The 23,136-nt window shown below is 67.1% G+C and carries 17 protein-coding genes and 1 pseudogene; 16 read left to right on the forward strand and 2 right to left on the reverse strand.

What is annotated here, in order from left to right:
* The first annotated feature begins 129 nt into the window (after positions 1–129).
* From MNOD_RS04205 to MNOD_RS04235, 7 genes are all read left to right on the forward strand, one after another.
* On the forward strand, positions 130–1,659 hold the full coding sequence (locus tag MNOD_RS04205) for a flippase (protein ID WP_015927597.1): 1,530 nt from the start codon (positions 130–132) through the stop codon (positions 1,657–1,659).
* Between the two features lie 51 nt (positions 1,660–1,710).
* Entirely contained in the window at positions 1,711–3,798 is a 2,088-nt protein-coding gene (locus MNOD_RS41230; protein WP_015927598.1) for an acyltransferase family protein, read from the forward strand.
* A gap of 114 nt (positions 3,799–3,912) precedes the next feature.
* Positions 3,913–5,112 (forward strand): glycosyltransferase family 4 protein, encoded by a 1,200-nt coding sequence (locus tag MNOD_RS04215; protein ID WP_157091377.1) that lies wholly within the window; start codon positions 3,913–3,915, stop codon positions 5,110–5,112.
* Positions 5,113–5,604: 492 nt separating this feature from the next.
* On the forward strand, positions 5,605–6,282 hold the full coding sequence (locus tag MNOD_RS04220) for a sugar transferase (protein WP_015927585.1): 678 nt from the start codon (positions 5,605–5,607) through the stop codon (positions 6,280–6,282).
* An 871-nt stretch (positions 6,283–7,153) separates the two neighbouring features.
* Positions 7,154–8,113: an NAD-dependent epimerase/dehydratase family protein gene (locus MNOD_RS04225; RefSeq protein WP_015927600.1), complete on the forward strand. Its 960-nt coding sequence runs from the start codon at positions 7,154–7,156 to the stop codon at positions 8,111–8,113.
* Positions 8,077–9,177, forward strand: coding sequence for a DegT/DnrJ/EryC1/StrS family aminotransferase (locus tag MNOD_RS04230; protein ID WP_015927601.1), 1,101 nt, complete (start codon positions 8,077–8,079; stop codon positions 9,175–9,177). The genes MNOD_RS04225 and MNOD_RS04230 overlap by 37 nt, the downstream gene beginning before the upstream one ends.
* 234 nt (positions 9,178–9,411) lie before the next feature.
* Positions 9,412–10,848 (forward strand): mannose-1-phosphate guanylyltransferase/mannose-6-phosphate isomerase, encoded by a 1,437-nt coding sequence (locus MNOD_RS04235; RefSeq protein ID WP_015927602.1) that lies wholly within the window; start codon positions 9,412–9,414, stop codon positions 10,846–10,848.
* A 251-nt stretch (positions 10,849–11,099) separates the two neighbouring features.
* On the opposite strand, the gene MNOD_RS04240 is transcribed toward MNOD_RS04235, so the two are convergent.
* Positions 11,100–12,011: an IS110 family transposase gene (locus MNOD_RS04240; protein WP_015927603.1), complete on the reverse strand. Its 912-nt coding sequence runs from the start codon at positions 12,009–12,011 to the stop codon at positions 11,100–11,102.
* Between the two features lie 941 nt (positions 12,012–12,952).
* Between MNOD_RS04240 and MNOD_RS04245 the strand changes: the two genes are divergently transcribed.
* The gene (locus MNOD_RS04245; RefSeq protein WP_015927605.1) at positions 12,953–14,347 is read left to right on the forward strand and encodes a site-specific DNA-methyltransferase; all 1,395 of its coding nucleotides are present in this window, start codon (positions 12,953–12,955) and stop codon (positions 14,345–14,347) included.
* Between the two features lie 102 nt (positions 14,348–14,449).
* Complete coding sequence (locus MNOD_RS04250) at positions 14,450–14,980, forward strand: DUF5681 domain-containing protein (RefSeq protein WP_015927606.1); 531 nt, start codon at positions 14,450–14,452, stop codon at positions 14,978–14,980.
* A gap of 172 nt (positions 14,981–15,152) precedes the next feature.
* On the opposite strand, the gene MNOD_RS04255 is transcribed toward MNOD_RS04250, so the two are convergent.
* Positions 15,153–16,199, reverse strand: a complete 1,047-nt coding sequence (locus tag MNOD_RS04255) for an IS110-like element ISMno22 family transposase (protein WP_012631168.1) — start codon at positions 16,197–16,199, stop codon at positions 15,153–15,155.
* Between the two features lie 162 nt (positions 16,200–16,361).
* On the opposite strand from MNOD_RS04255, the gene MNOD_RS04260 reads away from it, so the two are divergent.
* The 7 genes and pseudogenes from MNOD_RS04260 to MNOD_RS04285 all read left to right on the forward strand — a co-directional run bounded on the left by MNOD_RS04260 (position 16,362) and on the right by MNOD_RS04285 (position 23,130).
* Positions 16,362–17,327, forward strand: coding sequence for a DUF927 domain-containing protein (locus tag MNOD_RS04260; RefSeq protein WP_198157579.1), 966 nt, complete (start codon positions 16,362–16,364; stop codon positions 17,325–17,327).
* Positions 17,324–17,893 carry a hypothetical protein gene (locus tag MNOD_RS46085; protein ID WP_157091379.1) on the forward strand — a complete coding sequence of 190 codons (570 nt, stop codon included), beginning with the start codon at positions 17,324–17,326 and terminating at the stop codon, positions 17,891–17,893. The genes MNOD_RS04260 and MNOD_RS46085 overlap by 4 nt, the downstream gene beginning before the upstream one ends.
* A 7-nt stretch (positions 17,894–17,900) precedes the next feature.
* A complete protein-coding gene (locus MNOD_RS04270; protein WP_015927608.1) occupies positions 17,901–18,692 on the forward strand; it encodes a hypothetical protein in 792 nt (263 codons plus the stop codon).
* A complete protein-coding gene (locus MNOD_RS49885; RefSeq protein WP_280113447.1) occupies positions 18,634–18,810 on the forward strand; it encodes a hypothetical protein in 177 nt (58 codons plus the stop codon). The genes MNOD_RS04270 and MNOD_RS49885 overlap by 59 nt, the downstream gene beginning before the upstream one ends.
* A gap of 210 nt (positions 18,811–19,020) precedes the next feature.
* Positions 19,021–19,897 (forward strand): annotated as a pseudogene (locus MNOD_RS50495) (tyrosine-type recombinase/integrase).
* A gap of 12 nt (positions 19,898–19,909) precedes the next feature.
* A complete protein-coding gene (locus tag MNOD_RS04280; protein ID WP_015927609.1) occupies positions 19,910–21,118 on the forward strand; it encodes an IS91-like element ISMno23 family transposase in 1,209 nt (402 codons plus the stop codon).
* 761 nt (positions 21,119–21,879) lie between these two features.
* The gene (locus MNOD_RS04285; protein WP_244424764.1) at positions 21,880–23,130 is read left to right on the forward strand and encodes an MFS transporter; all 1,251 of its coding nucleotides are present in this window, start codon (positions 21,880–21,882) and stop codon (positions 23,128–23,130) included.
* Positions 23,131–23,136: the final 6 nt, after the last annotated feature.

Genomic DNA, 23,136 nt, shown 5'->3' on the forward strand with positions numbered 1-23,136 from the left:
ACGGAAGGCGGAGGCACCAAGCATCCCTGACGAGGCCGTCGGAGGGCGAATGCCGGCGCCGTCCCTGCGCGCGGGCCATGCGGCAAGGGCACGACGGAAACCCGGCCTGACGATCGAATCCAGAGAGCCATGTTGGAACGCTTCGCACGAAATACCCTCTATGGTGTGCTGGCCGCCCTTTCGGGATCGTTGGGAAGCTTCGCGACGACGATCGTCGTGGCGCGCCTGCTCGGGGTGGCGGAAACGGGCGTCTTCAATTTCGCACTGTGGGTGATGTCGCTGGCGACGGCGGCGACCGACCTCGGCGCCTATGCGAGTCTCGCCCGGTATCTTCCGGAACTGACGCGATCCGGGCCGTCCGCAACGGCCCAGCGGCTCGCGGGCTACCTTCTCGTCCCCTTCGCGACCGTTACGATTCTGGGTCTGCTGGCGTTCATCGTCCTGGCGATCTACGTTGACGTCGATCCCGCGACGGCAGCGCGGTACGAGATCGGCCTGCATCCGAGCCAATGGGTCATCGTCGGTGCCCTGTATGTGGCGCAGGCCTTCTCGAACTTCACCGTCGGCTATTTTCAAGGTTCACAGCGATTCGACATCGCGGCGAAGCTCGCCGTCTACACCGCCGCCGTGCGCCTCACGGCGACGACGATCGGCTGCTACTGGTTGGGCGCCACTGGGGCGCTGCTCGGCTACGTCGTCGGACTGGCCATCTCGGCGCCGATCCCGTTCGCCGTCAGCCGCTACGGCGGGACGCTTTCGCCGGACCTGCGTCGGCGAGTGCGCCGCTACTCCCTGTTCGCCTGGGCCAGCACTCTCGCCTCGGCCCTGATCGTGGCCCGGCCCGAGGTCGCGATCCTCAACTACTTCCACGGCAAGGAGGCGGTCGGCTTGTACTCGACGGCGTTCACGCTCGCCAACCTCGCCATCCAAGGGCCGCTCCTCCTGACGGCCGGCCTGGTCCCTTACTTCTCCGAACATGCCGGTACCGGAGAACGCCCGCTGCTCGAGAAGATGATGTCGTCCGGCACGCGCCTCATGGCGTTCATGATCCTGCCGATGGCGTTCGGAACGGCGGCGCTCGCCCCGGAGCTCGTGCCGCTTCTCTTCGGTAAGGCCTTCGGCGAGGCGGCCGATCCAGCCGTCATCCTGATCGCCTCGTCCTGCCTGGGAGGCAACTCGATGCTGTTCGCCGGGCTGATCATCGGCATGGAGCGGAGCGATTTTTCCTTCTATCTCAATCTCTCGGGCGCCGCTCTGACCCTCCTGATCGGGTTCCTGCTGATCCCGCATTTAGGGACGGTCGGTGCGGCCTTCGGACGGGCGCTCGTTCAGCTGTACCTGTTCGTGCTGAGTGCGTGGTTCGTCCTGCGGCGCCTGAGCTATCCGATCCCGTTCGCGCATCTCTCGCGCCTGCTTCTCGCCGCGATCGGATGCGCCGTCTGTGCGCGACTGATCCTCCAGGTGAATCCCGGCATCGCCGGGATGGTGAGCGCGGTCTGCGTCGCGGCCGCGGTCTACTTCCTCCTCGTCCGTCTGCTCAGGGGTCTCGAGCACAGCGACGTGGACCGCCTGAGATCGCTGCTCAACAGCGCGCCTGGCGTCCTGCGCGTCCCGATTACCGCCATGTTCATTCATCTCGCGTCGAAACCACAAACCTAGTTTCCTGGCCGGCTGCCGTCCCGGCCCTCCCCTTGCGCAAGGGCGTCGTGTATGTCTGCCATGAGTTATCGCCCCGATATCGACGGGCTGCGCGGAATCGCAGTCCTGGCGGTCGTCCTGTGCCATGCCGAGATCGGCGCGGCATCGGGCGGATACGTCGGCGTCGACGTCTTCTTCGTCATTTCGGGCTTCTTGATCACGGAGATCATTCTTCGCGAGATCGATGCGGGCCAATTCTCGCTGGCGGCCTTCTATCATCGCCGGATCACACGGATTCTGCCCGCCTTCGCGGTCATGACGACGGTGACGATGGTGGTCGGGGCATTGATCCTGACCCCGGGCGATCTGCGCAGCCTCGGTCTGAGCGCCGTTGCGGCCGCGCTCTCCCTGTCGAACGTGGCGTTCTGGCGCTCGGCCGGTTACTTCGACACCGACTCGGCCGAGAAGCCGCTGCTGCACACCTGGAGCCTCGGTGTCGAGGAGCAGTTCTACCTCGTCTTCCCCGTCTTCGTGCTGGCCCTGACGCGCCTGTCCCCGCCGCGGAGGACGGCCGTAATCGGAGTCGTGCTGGTCGGCTCGGCGCTTCTGTCGTTCGTCGCGGTTCTGGCCTCGCCGAAAGCGGCTTTCTACCTCGTTCCGACGCGCGCCTGGGAATTGCTGGTCGGAAGCATGACGGCGATCTTCATGCGGTCCGGCCGCCCTCCGTCGCTGGCGCCCAACGCGCTCGGCCTCGTCGGCCTCGCCATGATCGTCTGGCCAATCCTGCGCTATGACAGCGAGACGCGGTTTCCCGGCCTCGCCGCCGTGGTGCCGACCCTCGGCGCGGCGCTCGTCATAGTCGGCAGTGCCAGGGCCGGCTCCCCGATCAACCGCCTGCTCTCCGCCGCGGGTCTGGTCTTCATCGGCAAGATTTCCTACTCGCTCTATCTGTGGCACCATCCCATCTTTGCTTTCTACCGCTACGTGACGCAGGAGGAATTCAAACCCGGCGCACAGGTGACTCTCATCGCGGCCTCGTTCGCTGTCGGCGCCGCGTCCTGGCGCTGGGTGGAGGTTCCCTTCCGCAGGTCGTACGCCAAGGCGAGGCACAGCGTGGTCTTCGTTGGGGGCGGAGCGGCCTCGTCCCTGGTCTGCGCCCTCGGTCTCGGCCTCTTCGCGAGCGGTGGCCTCCCGCAGCGGTTCGAGCCTGGGAGGCGCCAGTTCATCGCCGACAACGAGGCGATCGCCGGTGAATGGCCCTACCCGGCGGCCTGCGGCAACTATTCGCTCAGTGCTTTCGCGGCGGGTGGTCCGATCCGGTACTGCCGGCCCGGCGTCTCCGCAATGTCATGGGCGGGCGCGAACAGCCCACCCGACCTGCCGAAACGAGGGCTCATCCTCGCCTGGGGCGACTCCAACCTGGAGCAACTCTACCCGGTCTTTCAGAGATGGAACGCCGCCGACCCGCCCGGCGGCCGGCAGGTGATCATGGCGACCTATGGGGGCTGCCCTCCCCTGCTCGGCTTGAACTCGCGCACGCCCGGCTTTCATTGCGGAGAGTTCAACCGTTCTGTCCTGCAGCGCGCGCTCGAGGCGGATGTGGAGACCGTCGTGCTTGGCGCGTCCTGGACGGGATGGATCGACGGATGGTCCGCCCGTCACGGCGACAACAATCTCTGCTCCTGGCCGGGGGCCTGCACATCGACGCGGTCGCTCGAGGAGAGGCTTCGGCTGTTTCGGGAGGCTTTCGGCGCGTCGCTCGGCCCAATCCGTCGCACCGGCAAGCGCATCGTGATCATCCTGCCCTTCCCCACCTTCAGCAAGGCGGTCGCACCCTACGTCGCACGCGCGGCGGCGCTGGGCTGGACGGGAGGCGAGCGCCTCTCCCAGGAGGGCTACCGGCAGGCCTTCGGCCACGCGCGTTTCCTGCTCGAGGAAGTGGCCCGGGAATACGGCGCGGAGGTCGTCGATCCGTCTTTGATCTTATGCGAAGGACTGTCGTGCCCGATCACCGATGGCGGCCGGTCGAGCTACCGCGACTCGAACCACCTCTCGGTGGCCTCATCGCTCCTCCTCGAGGGCGCCCTCTCCGCTGCCCTCGCCGGACGCGAACTCCCTCCAAGGACGGGCCTGTCGAGCAATATCGGGGCGATGAAGTGAGTCCGGAGCGGGCATATTTCGGAACGGACAAGCAATTCTCATGACCGCGAGGCTCAATTTGATACGTTTTCCGCATGACCCATTCGGAAGACCGATCGAAAACCCGCGCGGTACTTGAGCGAAGCCGAAATCCACGTCGCCGAGCGATCTATCGGATTTCGCATGAGAGAAACTCTCGCGGTGCAGGAGCCGGCCGTGCGCATCATCCACATTCTCAACCATTGCAATCATGGGCACGGCAACGCACACGTCGCGATCGACTTGGCCTGCGCGCAAGCCGAGAACGGTTGCGACGTGGTCTATGCGAGCGCGGGCGGCGACTACGAAGGTCTGCTCAAATCAAAGGGCGTTAAAGTCGTCCATATTACCCAAAAATCTCACAATCCGGCCGTCATAGCCCTCAACCTGCTTAAGCTGATTCGCTTATGTCAGAGATTTAGACCGGACATCCTGCACGCACACATGATGACCGGCGCGGCTATTGGCTATATTGCCTCACGGCTGTACAGAACAACACTTATCACAACCGTTCACAATTCTTTCGATCCGCATTCCTTGTTGATGCGGCTCGGCGACCGCGTGGTGGCCGTGAGCGAAGCCGAGCGGCGCTCGCTTATCGCCCGCGGGTTCAAGGCCGACCGGGTCGAGGTCGTCCTCAACGGGCCGAATCTGTCTCCACGCGAAGAGTGGTTGGAGGAGATGCCGTCCGCTCCCGACGTTCGGCGCCCCTGCATCGCCACGGTTTGTGGCCTCCATCGGAGGAAAGGCGTTCCTGATCTTCTCAGGGCCTTCAAGGAAGCCTGCGCGACCAGCGCGGACTGGACGCTGAACATCGTGGGCGAAGGCCCCGACAGGGAGGATCTAGAGCAGTTGGCGAGCGAGCTGGGATTGGATGGCAAGGTCCGGTTCCTCGGGAGCATCCCGCGGCCGAAAGCGATCCTGCGGCAGACCGACATCTTCGTGCTGGCCTCCTACGCCGATCCGTGCAGCCTCGCCTTGGCGGAGGCGCTGTTCGCCGGGTGCGCAACGGTCGCGACCGCGGTCGGCGGCACGCCCGAGCTTCTCGGCGGCGGCGCCCATGGCGTGCTCGTGCCGCCCGGCCGGCCCGACGCCCTCGCCGCCGCGCTGAGCCGGCTGATGTCGGATCCCGCCGAGATGGCCAGCCGGCGCAGCCAAGCCCTCACGGCAGCCGGAAAGCTTACGATCCACCGCGTGCGCCAAGAGTACGATGCCCTCTATCGTCGTGCGATCGACAAGGCGCTCTCGAGCGACGGAAGGGGTTTTTCGGAAGCGGGAGCGACGAGGCGCTCGTAGCAGCGCGTGGCCGCCTCTTGGTCGTTCTTCGCGTGGCCGGGCGGCTTCGCACCCGACCGCCGTCCGGCATCATCCCTGCGCAATCCGGTGCGGAAGCGGCTGCGCCGTCTCGTGACCCCACCGCCGGCCTTGGCCAACCCTTCGGGCGACGTCCTGCTCGCTACCGTCCAAGGGCCATTCGATCGGCGCTCCGCACAGGAGCAGACTTCGCCTTCGTCCGCTGCCCATCTTCCGACGCCGTCAGGAAAACCCCGACAGATTGACCAATCTAACCTTACACCAAGAACCCCGAAATAGGCTGGGCAACAATCTCCCCCTTTGATAGTTAATTTGTTGCTAACGCACAACACAGCGCGTGAAGCCTGCCCGACCGGGAAACCAACACCTGAACCGCAGCGCCGGTCCGGCCGGCTGCGCGGCTCGTTTCGGATCAGGCCTCGGGCTCTGCCGGGCGGGGGGTACCGGCCATTCGGCGTGGAGGACTGTCTGCTCATGAAAAGCATGCCCGAGTCTTCGGCTGTCGAAGCGGCGGGGCTGCCGCGCTCCGCGGCCACGCCTGCGGCTCACCGCCTGAAACGGGCGGTCGACGTCGTGGCGGCGACGCTCGCCCTGGTCCTGTTGAGCGTCCTGCTCGCGATGACCGCCCTGGCCATCCTGATCCTGGAAGGGCGACCGATCCTCATCCGGCACCAGCGCATTGGCCGCAACGGCGCCCGCTTTGCGTGCCTGAAGTTTCGCACCATGGTGGTGAACGCGGACGAGGTTCTGACGCGCCATCTCGCCGAGGACCCAGCCGCTCTGTGCGAATGGCACGCCCGGCGCAAGCTCACGCGCGATCCCCGCGTGACCCCGCTCGGGCGCGTCTTGCGCGAGACCAGTCTCGACGAGCTTCCCCAACTCATCAACATCCTTCGCGGCGAGATGAGCCTTGTCGGTCCACGCCCCATCGTGGCCGAAGAAATTCCGCGCTATGGTGCCGCTTTCGCCGACTACAAATCCGTCAGGCCGGGCCTGACCGGCTTGTGGCAATGCAGCGGACGGAATGACGTCAGCTACGAGCAGCGGGTGAAGCTGGATCGAGCCTACGTCCGGACATGGTCCCTGATGCAGGACATTCGGATCATCTTGCGGACCATCCCGGCCGTGATCAGCTCGCGTGGGGTCTACTAGAGCAGAAGCCAGTCAGAGTGGACCGGCTTCGGCTCCAGGCGTTTGAGCTTGCCGCGTTGTCTGCGACGAACCGGCATCCTCGTCGTCGGAAAATGCTCCAGGCAGGACCACAGATGATCCGCGGCAGCATGGATTGTGTGCGTGCGGGCGCGCTTCGCAGCGCGCATCTCGGTACGAAGACCGGGCGGCAAAATCCGGAACGCGACTCGGCCACTCACGGATCGCCAATCCGATCTTCATTGATCGCGGGGGCGATCCGTCGCTCGCCCGCTCACCGTTGCAGTTTGGAGGGAGCATGACGGCAACCTCGCGCGGCCGCCGCGGCCGGGACCGTTCGTCGATCGCGCGGACGGTGGCGGGGCAATGTGATCGGCCTGAGGGACCTCGCGACCGGACGCCTCATGGCCAACCCTGCGCCGCATCATCGAGCGGCGGCCAGGGCCAGCCGACCGAATACACGACCGGCTGGCCATCGCCGTCCGGCCAACAAATGTCATCTCAGTCGCTTTCGAGCTCTGTACGGAAAATCCTGACATTCGACCTGGGCCGAGCCAAAGCTCTTCGGTAGACAGAAGCCTTCACTGAAGGCATGTAGACTTAGGCGCAATTCGCCAGCATGACGTTTCGCGAGCAGCCGATGCGACTGCGAGACCCTTGTATATGCGCCAAATGAAATCATGGCCGGCGAGCCATTTGGCGCTAGCAATGTTTGCGCTCATGGATCTGCCGACACGAAGTTGGTCGAGTTCATTGTAGGGAGTCGGATGATCGCGCCACGACCGCCGCGGCGCACGACACTGCGGGTGTCGAGCATCCCTGATCGCTCAAGGAGCTTTTCGGCAGCAGAGGCGCCGTGATGAGGAGGCATGGGATGCGCGTATTGATCACAGGTGGCGCGGGTTACATCGGAACGAGCTTGATCACCCATCTGCTCCACCAGGGTCACGAGGCGGTCTGTCTCGACCCGCATGCCCACGAACTTCCGGCCCTGCTCGACTTCCCGGAGCCCAACGCGACGAATATCGAAGCCGTGGTTGGCTCGGTGCTGGACGGCGATCTGGTCGCTAGGCTCGCCAGAAGCTGCGATGGCATCGTTCACCTCGCTGCCCTCGTCGGGGCGCCCGCGTGCGACGCGGATCCCGAGCAGGCGCGGCGGCTCAACATCGACGGCACACGCTCTCTCGTCGCGGCAGCCCCCAGGGACATCCCGCTCGTCGTGGCCAGCACCTGCAGCGTGTACGGACGGGTCCGCGCGGCGATCTGCACGGAGGAGGAACCGACTTCCCCCCTCTCGCTCTACGCGGAGACCAAAGCCGTTGCGGAGCGTCTGGTGACGGAACGGGGCGGAGTCGCTCTGCGCTTCGTCACCCTCTACGGCGTCTCGCCGCGGTTCCGATGGGATTTGTTGCTGCACACCTTCCTGCGGCTCGCCGCGCGAGGGGAGCGTCTCGATCTTTTCGATCCTGGGGCCTACCGCCCGCTGCTGCACGTTCATGATGCGGCAAGGGCCCTGTTGTTCAGCCTGGAGCAGTTCCCGCGCTTGAGCGGCTCGATCTTCAACGTCGCGTGTACCGCCCCGGCTCTGACCAAGCTCCAGCTTGCCGAGAGCATCCGCCGTTTCGTTCCTTTTGAAATCAATATGGACGCACAAAATTTCGATCCAGATCAGCGTGATTACAGGGTGTCTTCTGAAAAGATTGAGGCCATGGGTTACTGGTGGACTGTCGATTTCGATCGCGCTTTGCCCATAATCTTCGACAGGGTGTGCCGCAGTCTTGGACAGGAGAACCAGATATGGCCATTCGAGTACCGCTGTCGACGGTCAGCCTGAGCGAGCGCGAACATCTCTACGTACGCGAAGCGATGGAGAGTTCGATGATCTCGTCGGCCGGGCCAGCGGTGCGGGCCTTCGAGGCTGCGCTCGCCAGCCGTCTCGAGGTCGCTCATGTGGTGGCAACCTCATCCGGAACCTGCGCACTCGAACTTGCGTTGCGTGCGCTCGCGGTCGGGCCGGGCGACGAGGTGCTCGTCCCGGCGCTGACCTTCGCGTCGCCTGTTGCGGCCGTGCTTCTCGTCGGAGCAACGCCCATCCTCGTCGACGTGAGCGAAGCGACATGGACCATCGACCCGGTCGAGGCCCGACGCCATCGCACCCGGCGCACGAAGGCCATCATCGCCGTCGACGTCTTCGGGCATCCGTCCGACTACGACGCTCTCGCAGCGCTGGACCTGCCGATCATCGAGGATGCCGCCGAGGCCGCCGGTGCCCGCTACAAAGGCCGCCCGGTCGGATCTCTGGGGGACATCGCGATCCTGAGCTTTCACGCGAACAAGGTGATCGCGACGGGCGAGGGAGGCTGCGTGGCGACCAACGATCCGCTCCTCGCCGAGCGCGCGCGCTGCCTTGGAAATTTCGGGATGAGTCCCGCACTCCGATACTGGCACGAAGTCCCGGGTCACAATCACCGCATGTCCAACCTCGTGGCGGCGGTCGGCCTCGCCCAGACGGAGCGATGGGACGAGTTGATCGCAGCGCGCGCGGAGGTCGCGCGGTTCTACGATGCGGCGCTCGCGGGCACGCCGGTGACGCGCCGGCCCGTGGCGGACTGGGCCGAGGAGGCGACGTGGCTCTACACGATCGCCTCCGAGCGCCGCACCGAGATCCTGGACGCCTGCGCGGCCGCGGGGATCGATGCGCGCGCGATCTGGCCGGCCGTTCCTGATCAGCCGGCGTTCCGGGCCTTCGCGCAAGGGCACTACCCGGTCGCCCGATGGCTGAGCGGGACCGCGCTGTGGCTTCCCACCAGTGCATCGCTCTCGATTGCCGATCTCGGCGAAGTGGCGGCAGCCGTCTTTGGCGCTCTCGCCTGTGAACCTGCCGCTGCCCACGCCTGATCTCGCTTCCGGCTGTCTCGCACGGAGCCCAGAGGCCACGCTTTGTGTTCGCCCGGCGGGAAGGGCTTACGAGCGCGCAATCGCGTCTTTAAGCCGATTGAAGCGCTCGATGTTGTGCGGATGGCAGAGTTGCCTGTCCGAGCGGGCCACGCAGGGACGCGCTCCCGATCCGGCTGGACCGCTCCTTTCTCGGGGAAGCCGGCCGATCCACCAACCCGAGACGATGGAGACACCATGGGCGATCTCATCCATCCCGTGATCCTGTGCGGTGGATCGGGCACCCGGCTGTGGCCCGCCTCGCGCGAGTGTCACCCCAAGCAGTTCATCCCGCTCGCGGAGACGGACCGGTCGTCCTTCCAGGCCACCGCCCTGCGCTTGGCGGATGCGGGCGTCTTCGCGCGCCCGACCGTCATCACGGCGCAGGACGCGCGCTTCATCGTGGGCGAGCAGCTCGCGGCGGTGGGCGTCAGGGCGGACATCCTGCTCGAGCCGCAGCGCCGCGACTCGGCCGCCGCCGTCGCGGTGGCGGCGCTCTACGCCGCGCGGTCCGACCGCGAGGCTCTGGTGCTGATCCTGGCGGCCGACCACGTGGTGGGCGACACGGAGGCCTTCGTGGCGGCGGCCCGCACCGCCGCGGTCGCGGCCCGCGACGGCCACATCATGACGCTCGGCATCACGCCGACCGGCCCCGCCACCGCCTACGGCTACATCCAGCCCGGGGATCCGCTGCCGGGCCGGGCCGGGGCGGAGGGGGCCTACGCCGTCGCGCGCTTCCTGGAGAAGCCGGACGCCGCCCGCGCGGCCGGCCTGATCGCCGAGGGCGCGCTGTGGAACAGCGGCTACTTCCTGTTCCGGGCCGACGTGATGCTCGACGAGCTGCGCGCCCACGCCCCGGCCGTGCTGGAGGCCGCGGAGCACGCCCTCGACCAAGCCAGCCGCGATCTCGACTTCGTGCGCCTCGATCCGGCCGCCTTCGCGCGCGCGCCGCAGATCTCGATCGACTACGCGGTGATGGAGCAGACCCGCCGCTCGGGCGTGCTGCCGGTGCGCTTCCCGTGGTCGGACATCGGCACCTGGGGGGCGCTGTGGGAGGTGTCGGCCCGGGACGCGGCCGGGAACGCCCTGCGCGGCCGGGTGGCGGTGCGGGAGACCCGCAACAGCCTCGTGCACAGCGCCGGCGACGTCCTGACGGCGGTGGTCGGGCTCGAGGACGTGGTGGTGGTGACGACGCCGGATGCCGTGCTGGTGACGACGCGGGACGGGGGCGGGGCGGTGAAGGCGCTGGTGGAAGACCTGCGCGCCCGCGGCGAGCCGGAAGCGGACGCGCACCGGCTGATGTACCGGCCCTGGGGCTCCTACCAGCGCATCGACCTCGGCCAGCGCTTCCAGGTGAAGCGGATCACCGTCAAGCCGGGCGGGCGGCTGTCGCTGCAGAAGCACTATCACCGGGCGGAGCACTGGGTGGTGGTGCGCGGCACGGCGGAGGTGACGGTGGACGAGCGGGTGACGCTGGTGCACGAGAACGAGGCGATCTACCTGCCGATCGGCTGCGTGCACCGCCTGGTCAATCCCGGCAAGATCCCGCTGGAGCTGATCGAGGTCCAGGTCGGCAGCTACACCGGCGAGGACGATATCGTCCGCATCGAGGACGTCTACGGCCGCGGCGGGTAGGGGCCGCGGCCGGGAGGGCACCGGGAGAGCCGGGCGGTGGACCTGGCCGATCCCGGATGACGTGCGTGGAGCCCTCAGCAGCCCTCATGCTGAGCAACCATTAGCTTGAGGGCTGAGGGAAATTTTGTGGCCAGCGGGATGGGGCGCGGCTGGGGACGGCGGGGACAAGGCTGCGCCTTGCCCGCAGCCGCCCCCAGCAGCAGGCGCCGCAGGCTTGGCCTGCTCGTCTGAGGGCTGCGGCGCAGCGGCGCTCAGGCGGCCGCCTCCGGCTCGGGCGTGTGCCGCCAGGGGGTGCCGCGCGCCAGCACCGTGTTGGCATAGATCAGCAGCTTGCGCGCGCAGGCCACCAGGGCCGGGTTCCAGCGCCAGGCCGCCGGCAGGGCCGCCGCGTAGAGCGCCGTGCGCACCCCCGCGCGCCCGCCGGCGATCCGCCGCGCGCCCTGGTGCTTGCCCGAGGAGTGGTCGAACGGCGCCAGCCCGGCCAGGCTGGCCGCCTGCGCCCGGCTCAGGCGGCCCAGCTCCGGCAGGCTCACCAGCAGCGTCACCGCCGTGCGGGCGCCCAGGCCCGGGATGCTCAGCACCAGCTCCAGGCGCGCCGCCAGGTCCGGCTCCGCCCGCAGCCGCGCCAGCAGCTCCGTGAACGCCTGGGCTCGCCATACCCGCAGGCGGGCGATCTCCTCGGCCAGCCGCGCCTGGATGGCCGCGTCACGGGAGGCCGCACGGCGGGTCTTGAGGCGGGCCAGATCGAGCTCGATCTGCTGCAGCAGGCGCAGCGGCTCGGCCAGAGCCGCCAGGCGCGGGTCGGGCGGGGTGCGCACCGGCCCCTCGTGCGCGGCGGTGCAGGCGGCGATCAGGTGGGCGTCGAGCCGGTCGGTCTTGGCCCGGCGCAGGCGATCGGTGGCATAGGCGCGCACTTGCCGGGGCTGGAACAGCACCAGGTCGAAGCCGGCCCGGTGCAGAACCGCGCAGACGGCGCGCTCATAGCCGCCGGAAGCCTCCAGGCCGATGCGGCGGACCGCGTGCTCGGCCAAGTGCGTGATCAGGGCGGCGTGGCCGTCCGGGGTGTTGGCGAAGCGCCAGGAGGCGGGCTGGCCGGTGAGGGCGAGATCGAGGCTGTCCTTGCCGATATCGAGACTGGCGCTGGGTGTGGTAGCGTGTGCCATCGTCGTCGACCCTGCCTTGCGAAGCGAACCCTGGGTTCCGGCAACCATCCGGGTCCGAGGACGAAGGCCGGTCGCGATCAGGCTCAGCAGCAGCCCACAAGGCTGGGGTGCCGACGATCCGTCGACCGGCCGCCCCACCCTGGATGGCCGTCCAGGGTGGGGCATTCCTCAGCGGAACAACGCCACCTTACTCCACCTTTCAAGCGACATCCGGAACTGGACCCTTGGCGTCACGGAAAACTGGACCCCTTTCGCCGTTAGATCGCTGATGGGGCAGGCGTGACCGCAGCCTGGACTTGAACGAACGCCTCCAACGCCTGATTCGCCAGCCAATTGGCGATCACGACAGTGTCCACCACCTTATGGTTGAGTGCGTTCCGTATGCGCCGCTTATGCGAAAGGGGTGAGGGTCGGAGGTCAGCGGGCTTTCGAGAGGTCCGCTGCAACGTGACGAGCCGCAATCCCGGTGGCATTGATCCAAGCTCCGTAGGTGGTGCAGCCCGGCCGCCGGGTGCGGGCGTGGTGCACATTTGCGACACGCCTCCAAACGATCTTTGCACTCGAACAAAGCACGAACACGACCCCTTCCCTTGCGGCTCAACCTCCGCCACACACCTCGCGTGCAGCGGGCCGGCGCGACGGCAGTGCGATCAGCAAGCGACTCACAGGGCGGTGCCCTCGGAACAGAGCTGACGCAAAATCCAATCCGCGAGCAGGTGCTGCACCGTTGCCAAGAGCTCCCCGCCGGAGGGAGATCTGAGGATCGCACGACCCGCAGAGGCTAGCCGGCTCCGACCGCGCGACGCCCATATGCCCGGACAGGACGGGGCGAACCGACGGCAGCACCAACCCTCAGGAGCAATCCCGAGGGGTGCTGGCGCTCGCTCGTCTCTCACAGCGATCCGCGCACCGGCACCTCTCTCCACGAGAAGGCGTCCCTCATGGGCTCGCGAACCACGTCGAAGTCGAAGACCACCACGACCACTGCCCCGAGCCTCCAGCACGGCGTCGAGCTGCGCCGCGTCGAGGATCTGCGGCCCTACGCGCGCAACGCGCGAACCCACTCCAAGAAGCAGGTCCGGCAGATCGCCAGCTCCATCCAGGAGTTCGGGTTCAATAACCCCGTCCTGATCAGCGACGAGCACGAGATCATCGCCGGACACGGCCACGTCGAGGCCGCCAAGCTCCTGGGCCTGCAGCAGGTGCCCACGCTTCGCCTGTCCCACCTCTCGCCCGCCCAGCGACGCGCCTACGTGCTGGCCGACAACAAGCTCGCACTGAACGCAGGCTGGAACCAGGACCTCCTCGCCGGCGAGCTCAAGGCGCTCCAGGAGCTCGAGTTTAGCCTCGAGCTCACCGCGTTCTCCACCGCCGAGATCGATCTCGCCTTCGAGGCCGCCGGCGAGAAGGCGCCGGAGCCGCCCGGGCCGGAGGACGCCGTGGTCGAGCCCGGCGATGAGCCAGCCGTGACCCGAGAGGGCGATCTCTGGCGGCTCGGGCCCCACCGTCTGCTGTGCGGCGACGCCCTCGCGCTTGAGAGCTACGCCGCCCTGTTGCAGGGGGACCTCGCCGACCTCGTGTTCACTGATCCCCCGTACAACGTGCCGATCGAGGGCCACGTCTCGGGCCTGGGCGCCACCAAGCATCGCGATTTCGCTATGGCCTCCGGCGAGATGAACGAGGCCGAGTTTACCGCCTTTCTCGCCCGCTTCCTCGATCTCGCGCGAGCGCACTCCCGCGACGGCTCCATCCACTACGTCTGCATGGACGCCGCCCACGCCCTCGAGCTGCTCACCGCCGTTCGCCAGGTCGGGCTCTCGCTCAAGACCACCTGCGTCTGGGCCAAGAGCAACGGCGGCATGGGCTCTCTGTACCGCCAGCAATGCGAGTTCGTGCACGTGCTCAAGAACGGCGAGGCGCCGCACGTGAACAACGTCGAGCTGGGCCGGCACGGGCGCAACCGCACGACGCTCTGGCAGTACGCGGGCGTGAACAGCTTCCGGCGCGGACGGATGGAGGAGCTGAGCCTCCACCCGACGGTGAAGCCGGTGGCCCTGGTGGCGGACGCGATCAAGGACTGCTCGAAGCGGCGTGGGGTGGTGCTGGACCCGTTCTCGGGCTCGGGCACGACGCTGGTGGCGGCCGAGAAGACCGGGCGGGTGGCGCGGGTGCTGGAGCTCTCGCCGGCCTACTGCGACGTGGCGATCCGGCGTTGGCAGGCACAGACGGGGCGCCAGGCCGTGCTCTCCGCGACGGGGCAGATCTTCGAGGAGGTCGAGGCCGAGCGGCTGCCCGAAGTGGCCGAACAGCCCACGCATCTGCGCAGCGCGGCGTAGTCCCCCTCCTACGTGACCTCCGGCCGGCGCGATCCGGCGCCGGCCTGATTGCACCTGGCGCACCACCGAACACCCGACACTTCCACACTGGAAAGCCAAGCTATGACCCGCAAGACAGCACAGGCCACCGAGGCCGCGACACAGACCGACACCTCCGGCACCACAGCTCCGCGCCGCCGCGGCCCGGGTCGGCCGTTCCAGAAGGGCCAGAGCGGCAATCCCAACGGGCGCCGGCGTAAGATGCGCCCCATCGCCGATTTCCGCGAGATGGTCCTGGCGGAGTTCGAGCGGGAGCTGACCATGAACGAGAACGGCAAGCCGATCAAAGTCACCGCCTTCGAGGCGGTGCTGCGCAGCACCATCGTCTCGGCCGTCAAGGGCAACTCGCGCTCGCAGCGCCAGGCGGCCGAGCTGTACATGCAGGTTCAGCGCGAACACAGGAAGGCGGCGGACCAACTGCTGACAGCAGTGTTCCTCGACAACATGACCTTCGAACAGGCGCAGGCGAAGGCAAAGCGTCTGAGAATCCGATTGGGGTCGTTTAGGTCAAGCTGCTCGTTGTGGTTTCTCCGGCTTGTGTCGCCCCGTGGGTCACACGCTTCTCTTCGCGGTCGGCGCTTGGCCGCCGCATGATGGGGTCAGGAGGGCGAGGCGTCTCAATCTGTTTCACGACCTTGCGGGTTTGCACCCGCAGGTTCTGGACTCTCAACGAGATCGCCAGGCCCATCGTCCCCACGGGAACGATCCGGTTCACCCTTTCGGGTTCATGCGTGGTGTTTTGCCCTCCTGTTTCGCGGTGACGGCGTCATCCTGCGAGCGTGGCACCCTCTGCGGGCTCCTTACCCCAGCGGAACGCGGTGCCGTCGCTCCACATGCGATGGAGGATGACGGCGAGCTTGCGGGCGACCGCGACGCGGGCGCGGGCCATGCCGCGACGCCTGGCGATCTTCATCCCCCAGGCGCGCAGGCTCGACCATTTCTGGCTCCGCACCAGCAGCGTATGCGCCGCCTCGTAGAGCGCGGTGCGCGCGAGTTCGTCGCCGCAACGGCTGATCTTGCCCTGGATGTCGGTCTCGCCGGACTGGTAGCGCGCCGGCGTCAGACCGAGATGGGCGCCGACGTCGCGCGAGCGCCTGAACCGGTCGGGCCGGTCGATCGTCGCCCGGAAGGCAAGCGCGGTGATGGGGCCGACGCCCGGCACGCTCATCAGCCGCTGGCAGACCGCCTCTTTCTTGACGAGATCCATGACCTGCTTCGTCAAGCCGGCGAGTGCGGTCAGCATGCTGGCCAGCACCTCCAGGAGCGGTTCGACGAGCTGCGTCATCAGGGGCACGCCCTCGGCCAGTTCGCGTACGCGGCCGGCGAAGGCTGCACGGCCAGGCGTGCCGAGCTTGAGCCCGGCTTCGCGCAGGATCCCCCGCACCACGTTCTCGATCGAACGCATCTCGTTGAGCACCGTGCGGCGCGCCACCAGCAGCGAACGCCACGGCCGGCACTGACGGCTCTTGACATGGACCTGCCGGAACCAGCCCGTCCGCATGATCTGCGCCAGGGCGCGTGCGTCGTTGCGGTCGGTCTTGTTGGGCATCGTCTTCATCGCGGCATTGGCCTGGCGCGTCTCGATGCAGATCGCCGGCAAGCCCGCCTCGCGCAGGCCGTCGTGCAGCCAGGCCGTCAGCGAGCACGCTTCCAGGCCGATGCGCTCCAGGGGCAGGCCGATCTGGTTCAGCGCCTGCACCAGCGCGCCAGGCTCACTCGCCGCCCGCGCCTCCCGCACGATCCGACCCGTATCGTCGACAACGCAGATCGCGGTCTCTTCCAGCGAAACGTCCAGTCCGGCATAATACTTCACGGCTGCTCCTTCCCGATGCTTGTGGCCGCTCAACACGGACCACGTTCCAACATCCCGAACGGAGCAGCCACCCTCGGCTAAGACCCCAATCACCCCATCTGTTTCAGAGTGCTCGCGCGACCGCGAACGCAACGGAGGGGGTTGCCGCGCGCGAGCGGCACGGTGCTCGCACTCGACGAGCTGGGACATGTCAGCGGCAAGGAGCTGAGTAGGATTATCTACGGCCTCGCATCAGGCGCCGGAAAGCTCCGAATGGCTGCCGACGGCTCGATCCGGAAGACTCGTTCCTGGTCGACATTTGTGTTGCTCAGCTCGGAGAAGTCGATCGAGGAGCGGATCCGTGCAGATGGCGGTGAAGCGCCAGGCGGCGTGGCGGTGCGAATAGCCGACGTCGACGTGAGCAGCGTCAACCGAATGGTTGACCAGCGCACCTTGGCAGAGATCAATGGCATCAATCAACATTTCGGACATGCCGGTCCCGCGTTCGTGGAGGCAATGGTCGCCGAAGGGCTTCACCGGCAGGCGTCTGAGCTGCGCGAAGGCATCAACAGGACTGCCGCTGCGATTGCTGGCCCGGGCGCCGATGGGATGCGCGTGAGGGCAGCCTTGCCGTTCGCGATCCTGAGCACGGCCGGAACGTTGGCGAAGAGCTTCGGGATTCTGCCGGACAGCCTCGACGTGGGGCGCGTGATCCGGTGGGCGTGGGACCGCTTCCAGGGCTCGCCTGACGCGACAGCGCTCGACCCGGAGGAGCGGGCGATCGAGAGCCTGCGGCATTGGATAGCCGAGAAATGGGGGTCCGGCATTCACCCGACCGATCCGGGAAGCGCTGGGGATGTGGTCAAAAACTGGTCTCGGGACGCGATCGCCTGGTTTGATGACCACATGATCTACATCCCGGCAACGCGCATCGTCGAGGCGTGCGGCGGGGGGCTCAAGGAAATAGAGATCGGCCGTGCTCTGGATCAGCGGGGCCTGATCGCCAAGCGTAAGGCCCGAGATTGCTTCTTCACGAACTTCGTGCCGCGCGTCGGAAGGCTCAAGGCATACGCGCTCCCTCGCTCCGAATTCAGGTCGAAATCCAGGGAAGAACCTGCGCTCGCCGTCATCGATGGAAGGCGACAGTGATCGACCTCTCCGCTCTGTTCGGCGCCCTGCAGGCTGAGCTAAGTCCTCGACAGGAACGCGCACTTCCCGGAGTTCCCGGACACCCGGACGGCTCCGGGAACGGTGAAGTGCCTGATACAGAAGGAATTTCCCGCTCTTCCCGCATTTCCCGCGGCCAAACGGAGGGCATGGGTTTCAATAGAGAAGAAGCTGCTCTGGCGAGCGCGCACGCGCGCGCAGGCGTGCATGCGGGCGGGCGGGCGCGAGGCTCATATGATGAGGTCCGGGAACTCCGGGAACTCCGGGAAAAGCCAGCAGAAGCAGAGACTTACCGTTCCCGTTCTCTCTCTCAAAAACGGGAAATAGAAGGAAAAACGGGAAATCTGTCGCCCCTGCTGGCGCTCTCTCCCCTCGCGCTCGTGCTCCGCGACGACGAGCGGGCGCAATTCGAGGAGCGTGCCGCCATCGCGGAGCACGACGGCGGCCTTTCCAGGGGCGAGGCCGAGGCGCTGGCCTGGGCCGAGATCCGACCGAACGAGCCCCTGCCGGCCGGCGACGGGTTGGCGCCCTCACATTGGCAGAGGTGATCACACAATGTCGAAGCAGCTCCCTACCGAGCCAGCCTCTCCACGGCAGCCCACCAAGCACGAGAAGCAGGCGATCGAGCGAGCCCGGAAGCGGCACCAGGCGCGTCCGGCACCGCTCGCCTATGAGCTGGAAATCAAGCCGGGCAACGAGCTATCGCTCGGCGCGCCCCATGCCGACGAAGCCGGGCAGTATCTCCGCTTGATCGACACTTTCGGCACAGCGTCGGACAATTTTGCACGCCACATGCTCGGGTGGCTCGGCGCAGCCGTTCGCGAGCCGGGCAAGAGCGCCCCCACGCCGCAGCAGCTCAACGCCGGCCTGGCCGCAGTCGCGGGCATCAGCCCGCGCGACGAAGTCGAGGCGATGTTGGCCGTCCAGATGGTCGCGACGAACGAGGCCGCTATGTCAATGCTCGGGCAGGCGAGGAGCGCAGCCGACCCGGCCGTGATGGAGCGTTTTGGCACGCTGGCGACCAAGCTTCAGCGTACGCTAATCGCTCAGGCCGAGGCGCTCGCGAAGCTGCGCCGAGGTGGAGAGCAGACCGTGCGCGTCGAGCACGTGCACGTTTATGCCGGCGGTCAGGCCATCGTCGGGGCGGTGTCGGCAACGCCAGGGGGGCGGGGGGCAATCGAAATGGAGCATCAAGCCCATGCAACGGATCCAAGAGCCCTCGCCCATGCGCCTGGCGCCTCGATGCGGTGCCCGGACGAGACAAGGGTTGGCCTGCCGGTCACCGGCCGTGAAGGGGCGGACGCGATGCCGCATGCACGGAGGCGCAGTCGGAAGCGGCGCGCCTAGCGGCAGCGCGAATGGCCGCTTCCGGCACGGCTTGAGGACGAAGGAAGTGACGGCGCTTCGGCGTTGGATCCGGCAGCTTATGCGGGACGCTCGAGCGACGCTCGCAGACCTGACCTGAATGCTGTTGAACCCGCCTCCGTGAGTCTCCGGTAAGGGCGCATCCGCCTTGACCAGGGGAGCGGGTAATCAGCTCAGCCTGTTCGGCTATGCGCCAGCGAACTGAACCGCTTCCGCGGTAGGGGCGCTTGGCAATGCCGATGACGTGATCGGCCCGGAGAGGCTTGTCTGAAGATCGTGGGGCCCCCCTGGTCTCGGACAGGAGCCCCTCATGAGCAACCAAGCCGTCAGCCCGCTGCGCCGCCGCATGATCGAGGACATGACCATCCGGCACTTCAGTGCCAAGACGCAGGCCGACCCCATCCGCGCCGTGAGAACCTTCGCAGCCTTTCTCGGTCAGTCACCCGATCAGGCCGAGCCAGAAGACCTGCGTCGCTTCCAGCTGCACAGGGCCGCCCCGGGCGCATCCCCGGCCACGATGAACGCCGCCGTCTCAGCCCTGCGCTTCTTCTTTGGCATCACCCTCGGCTGGGTCGGCTTCGGCGACCGGCTCGCCACCGTCCGCTCGCCCGAGCGGCTGCCGGTGGTGCTCAGCCCCGAAGAGGTGGCGCTCCTGCTCGGCTGCGCACCGGGGCTGAAGGACCGCGCCGCCCTCAGTATCGCCTATGGCTGCGGCCTACGCGTCTCGGAGATCGCCAACCTGAAGGTCACGGACATCGACAGCGCCCGCATGCTGATCCGGGTCGAGCAGGGTAAGGGCCGCAAGGACCGCTTCGTCATGCTCGCCCCCGACCTGCTCGATCTGCTGCGGCACTGGTGGAAGCTGACGCGCTCCCGCGGCTGGCTGTTCCCGGGGCGGGAGCCCGGTCAGCCGATCACGGTCCGCCAGCTCAACCGCGCCTGCCATGCGGCCGCCGCCAGCGCCCGGCTCGACAAGCGCGTCTCGATCGCGTCTCGATGCACACCTTGCGGCACAGCTTCGCCACGCATCTCCTGGAGCAGAAGATCGACATCCGCCTCATCCAGGTGCTGCTCGGCCACAGGAAGCTCGACACCACGGCGCTCTACACCCGCGTGGCACGAGGACGCTGCGCGCCGTCGCGAGCCCGCTGAGCCAGCTGCGGCCCAGGGACGTGCCGCCGGTCTGAGGAGGGGGGCGCGTGCCGCGCCCCGCCCTGGAACTCGCCGACGTCCTCAACCAGCATGGCGAGGCCTCCCTGCGGGCCCATGCCGGACACCTCAGTCGCGGCCAGCGCAAGGTCATTGCGGCGATCCGGGCCTGCCGTACCGCGGCGCTCGGCGGCCATGTCGCACGCTGCCAGGCCTGCGATCAGATCCAGGTCTCCTCCAACTCCTGCCGCAACCGGCACTGCCCGAAGTGTCAGGGGCAGACCGCGCGGGCGTGGCTGGAACGGCAGCAGGCCGACCTGCTGCCGGTGGCCTACTTCCACGTCGTCTTCAGCCGGCCGGCGCCGATCGCCAGGGTGGCGTTCCAGAACAAGGCCGTGGTCTACCACCTGCTGCTGCGGACCGCCGCCGACACGCTGCTCACCCTCGCGGCCGACCCCAAGCACCTCGGGGCGAGGATTGGGTTGACCGCCGTGCTCCACACCTGGGGCTCGGCGATGACCCATCATCCGCACGTGCCCGTCATCGTCCCCGGCGGCGGGCTGTCCCCGGACGGGGCGCGCTGGATCGCCTGCCGGCCCGGCTTCTTCCTGCCCGTCCGTGTGCTCTCGCGCCTGTTCCGCGGGCTGTTCCTCGACCGGCTGAGCCAAGCGCATCGCGCCGGCCGGCTCACCTTCGGGGCTGAGCTGTCTCGTCTGGCCGAGCCGATGGCCTTCGCGGCCCTACTGGCCCCGCTGCGTCGCGCGGAATGGGTGGTCTACGCCAAGCCGCCGCTGGCCGGCCCCGAGGCGGTGCTCACCTACCTGTCGGGCTACACGCATCGCGTGGCGATCGCCAACAGCCGGCTGCTGAGGCTGGACGAGCACGGGGTCACGGTCCGCTGGACGGATGACCGCGTCCGGGCTGGGGCGAGGGGGCGTGAGTGGATCAAGCGTATGACGCTGTCGGCCGACGAGTTCATCCGCCGCTTCCTGCTGCACGTGCTGCCCGATGGCTTCCACCGCATCCGCCACGACGGCCTGTTCGCCCGCGGGACGCGGGCTGGGGCCATCGCCACGATCCGGGCTCTGCTCGCTTCGGGGACGTCTCACGATCCGGTCAAGCCCGAACCTGCCCGCGCCCCGCCGGCTCCTCCGGCTTGTCCCCGCTGCGGCGGCTGCCTGTCCATCGTCGAGCGCTTCCGCCGCGGCGAGACCCCGCGCTTGCCTCCGCTCCGCGCGGTCAGGATTGACACCTCATGAGCCCCCATCCGGACGCGAGCCTGATGCTGGACCGCCCTGCGGTGCGCCTCCCCAGCTTGGACGCACAAGCCCTGGCTCGTGCCGCCGTGCCCGATCCGGCGCGGGGAGCTTTGTGCGGGGCGCCCGGAGAAGGCGATGGGACCGCTGTCTGTCAGTCCCGAGCACGATTCAGCAGGCTGCGGGCACCGCTTCAGCCTCATGCCCGCCGTCGCCGACGGCCTGGACAGCGCGTTCAATCCCCATAGCTCGTTCGGCGGGCGCAGCCTGGTGTTCCGCGGTTTCCTTCCTTGGAGGCTTTCGGACGCCGGCCCTCAGCCACGTCAGACCGGTCCCGCTCGGGCCGGCATCCGAAACCCTCCACACAAGCCGACATTCCCTGATCGCGCCGAGAGTGACTGCTCGTCCTGTGATACCGGACCTTCTACGCCGCGATGGATCACAGTCTACGAGCTCGCACCCGCTCCAGCTCAGACCGGCAGCCGCCGCGGAGTGGTATCGCGTTCGCATAGCCGAATTCACGAAGGTACGCGAAGCGCCACTTTGGCTGATCGGGACCATCACTACTGGTCCGCCTGATCGAAAAAAGTCATGAGACGCTATCAATTTAAGTCCCTGGAAGAATGCAGGAGGCAGGGGCTAAAATCACGGCGCCATTGAATTCTGCTCAGGGGATCGACATGCATGCTAGAAACGTTGATACCGCTGCAAATTTTCCACCGACAAGCGTGCCCGACCCCTACCGAAGAGTAAGCTTGCGGCTCGTGCCGTTCTTGATGTTGTGCTATGTTGCTGCATTCCTTGATCGTGTAAATGTCGGCTTCGCGAAGCTGACAATGCTTCACGATCTCGGAATCGGTGAGGCTGCCTACGGCTTCGGTGCAGGACTTTTTTTCGTCGGATATTTTCTCTTTGAGACTCCAAGTAACGTACTGATGCACCGAATTGGCGCGCGTGCCACGCTCTCGCGTATTATGATACTCTGGGCGTTTATCTCAGGTGCGTTCGCCTTCGTGCAAGCTGAGTGGCAATTCTATACTCTCCGTTTCCTGCTTGGCGCAGCGGAAGCAGGGTTCTATCCCGGTGTCATCCTATACCTAACTTACTGGTTCCCATCAGCCCGGCGTGCACGCGTAATCGCTTTGTTCATCTGCGCGATCCCGCTGTCCGGGTTGCTCGGCGGACCCTTGTCGGGCTGGATCCTCTCGTCACTCCATGGCAGCCTCTCACTGCATGGCTGGCAGTGGCTCTTCCTCGTTGAGGCCCTCCCCTCATTGGCCCTTGGCCTGCTCGTGCTCGCATACCTTGACGACACGCCGAACAAATCCTCCTGGCTGTCCGTGGAAGAAAAGGCCGCCATCCAGCGCGACTTGGATGAGGACCAATCTCTGACGCCGCGCCGCGCTGGCTGGGCGGGCGTGCTGTCCGGCATTGTGGTTCTTCTATCGATCGTCGTTTTTTGTCAGGCCATGGGCCAGTACGGCCTGTCGTTCTGGCTGCCCACTCTGATTGCTCAGGCCGGTGCCAAGGACCCTCTCACCGTCGGCCTGCTGAGCGCGGTGCCATTCAGCGTTGCCATTGTGTGCATGCTGCTGAGTGCCTGGAACTCGGATAGGACGAACGAGCGCCGCTGGCATCTCGCGATCGCATTCTTGGTGGGCGGTGTCGGCCTTTCGGCGAGCACGTTCCTGACCGGGAACGTTCCAGCCTCCATGGTGGCGCTCTGCATCGCTGCGGCCGGGTGCTACACCGTGTCGGCCCTCGTCTGGAGCCTCCCGCCATTGTTTCTGACCGGGGTCGGCGCTGCGGCGGGAATCGCCGTCATAAATTCGTTCGGTTCCCTCGCCGGGTTTCTCAGCCCCTTCGCGATCGGCTGGATCCGGGAGACGACCCAGAGCACCAATATCGGCATGCTCGCTATCAGCGTCTTCATGATGGTCGGAGCCGTGTTGATGTTCATCGTCCCGAAGCCGACGACGGGGGGCACGGCCCGGACCCCCAACATGTCGCGATAGGAGACC

Origin of the sequence: Methylobacterium nodulans ORS 2060 (assembly GCF_000022085.1) — a bacterium.
Classification (GTDB): Bacteria; Pseudomonadota; Alphaproteobacteria; order Rhizobiales; family Beijerinckiaceae; genus Methylobacterium; species Methylobacterium nodulans.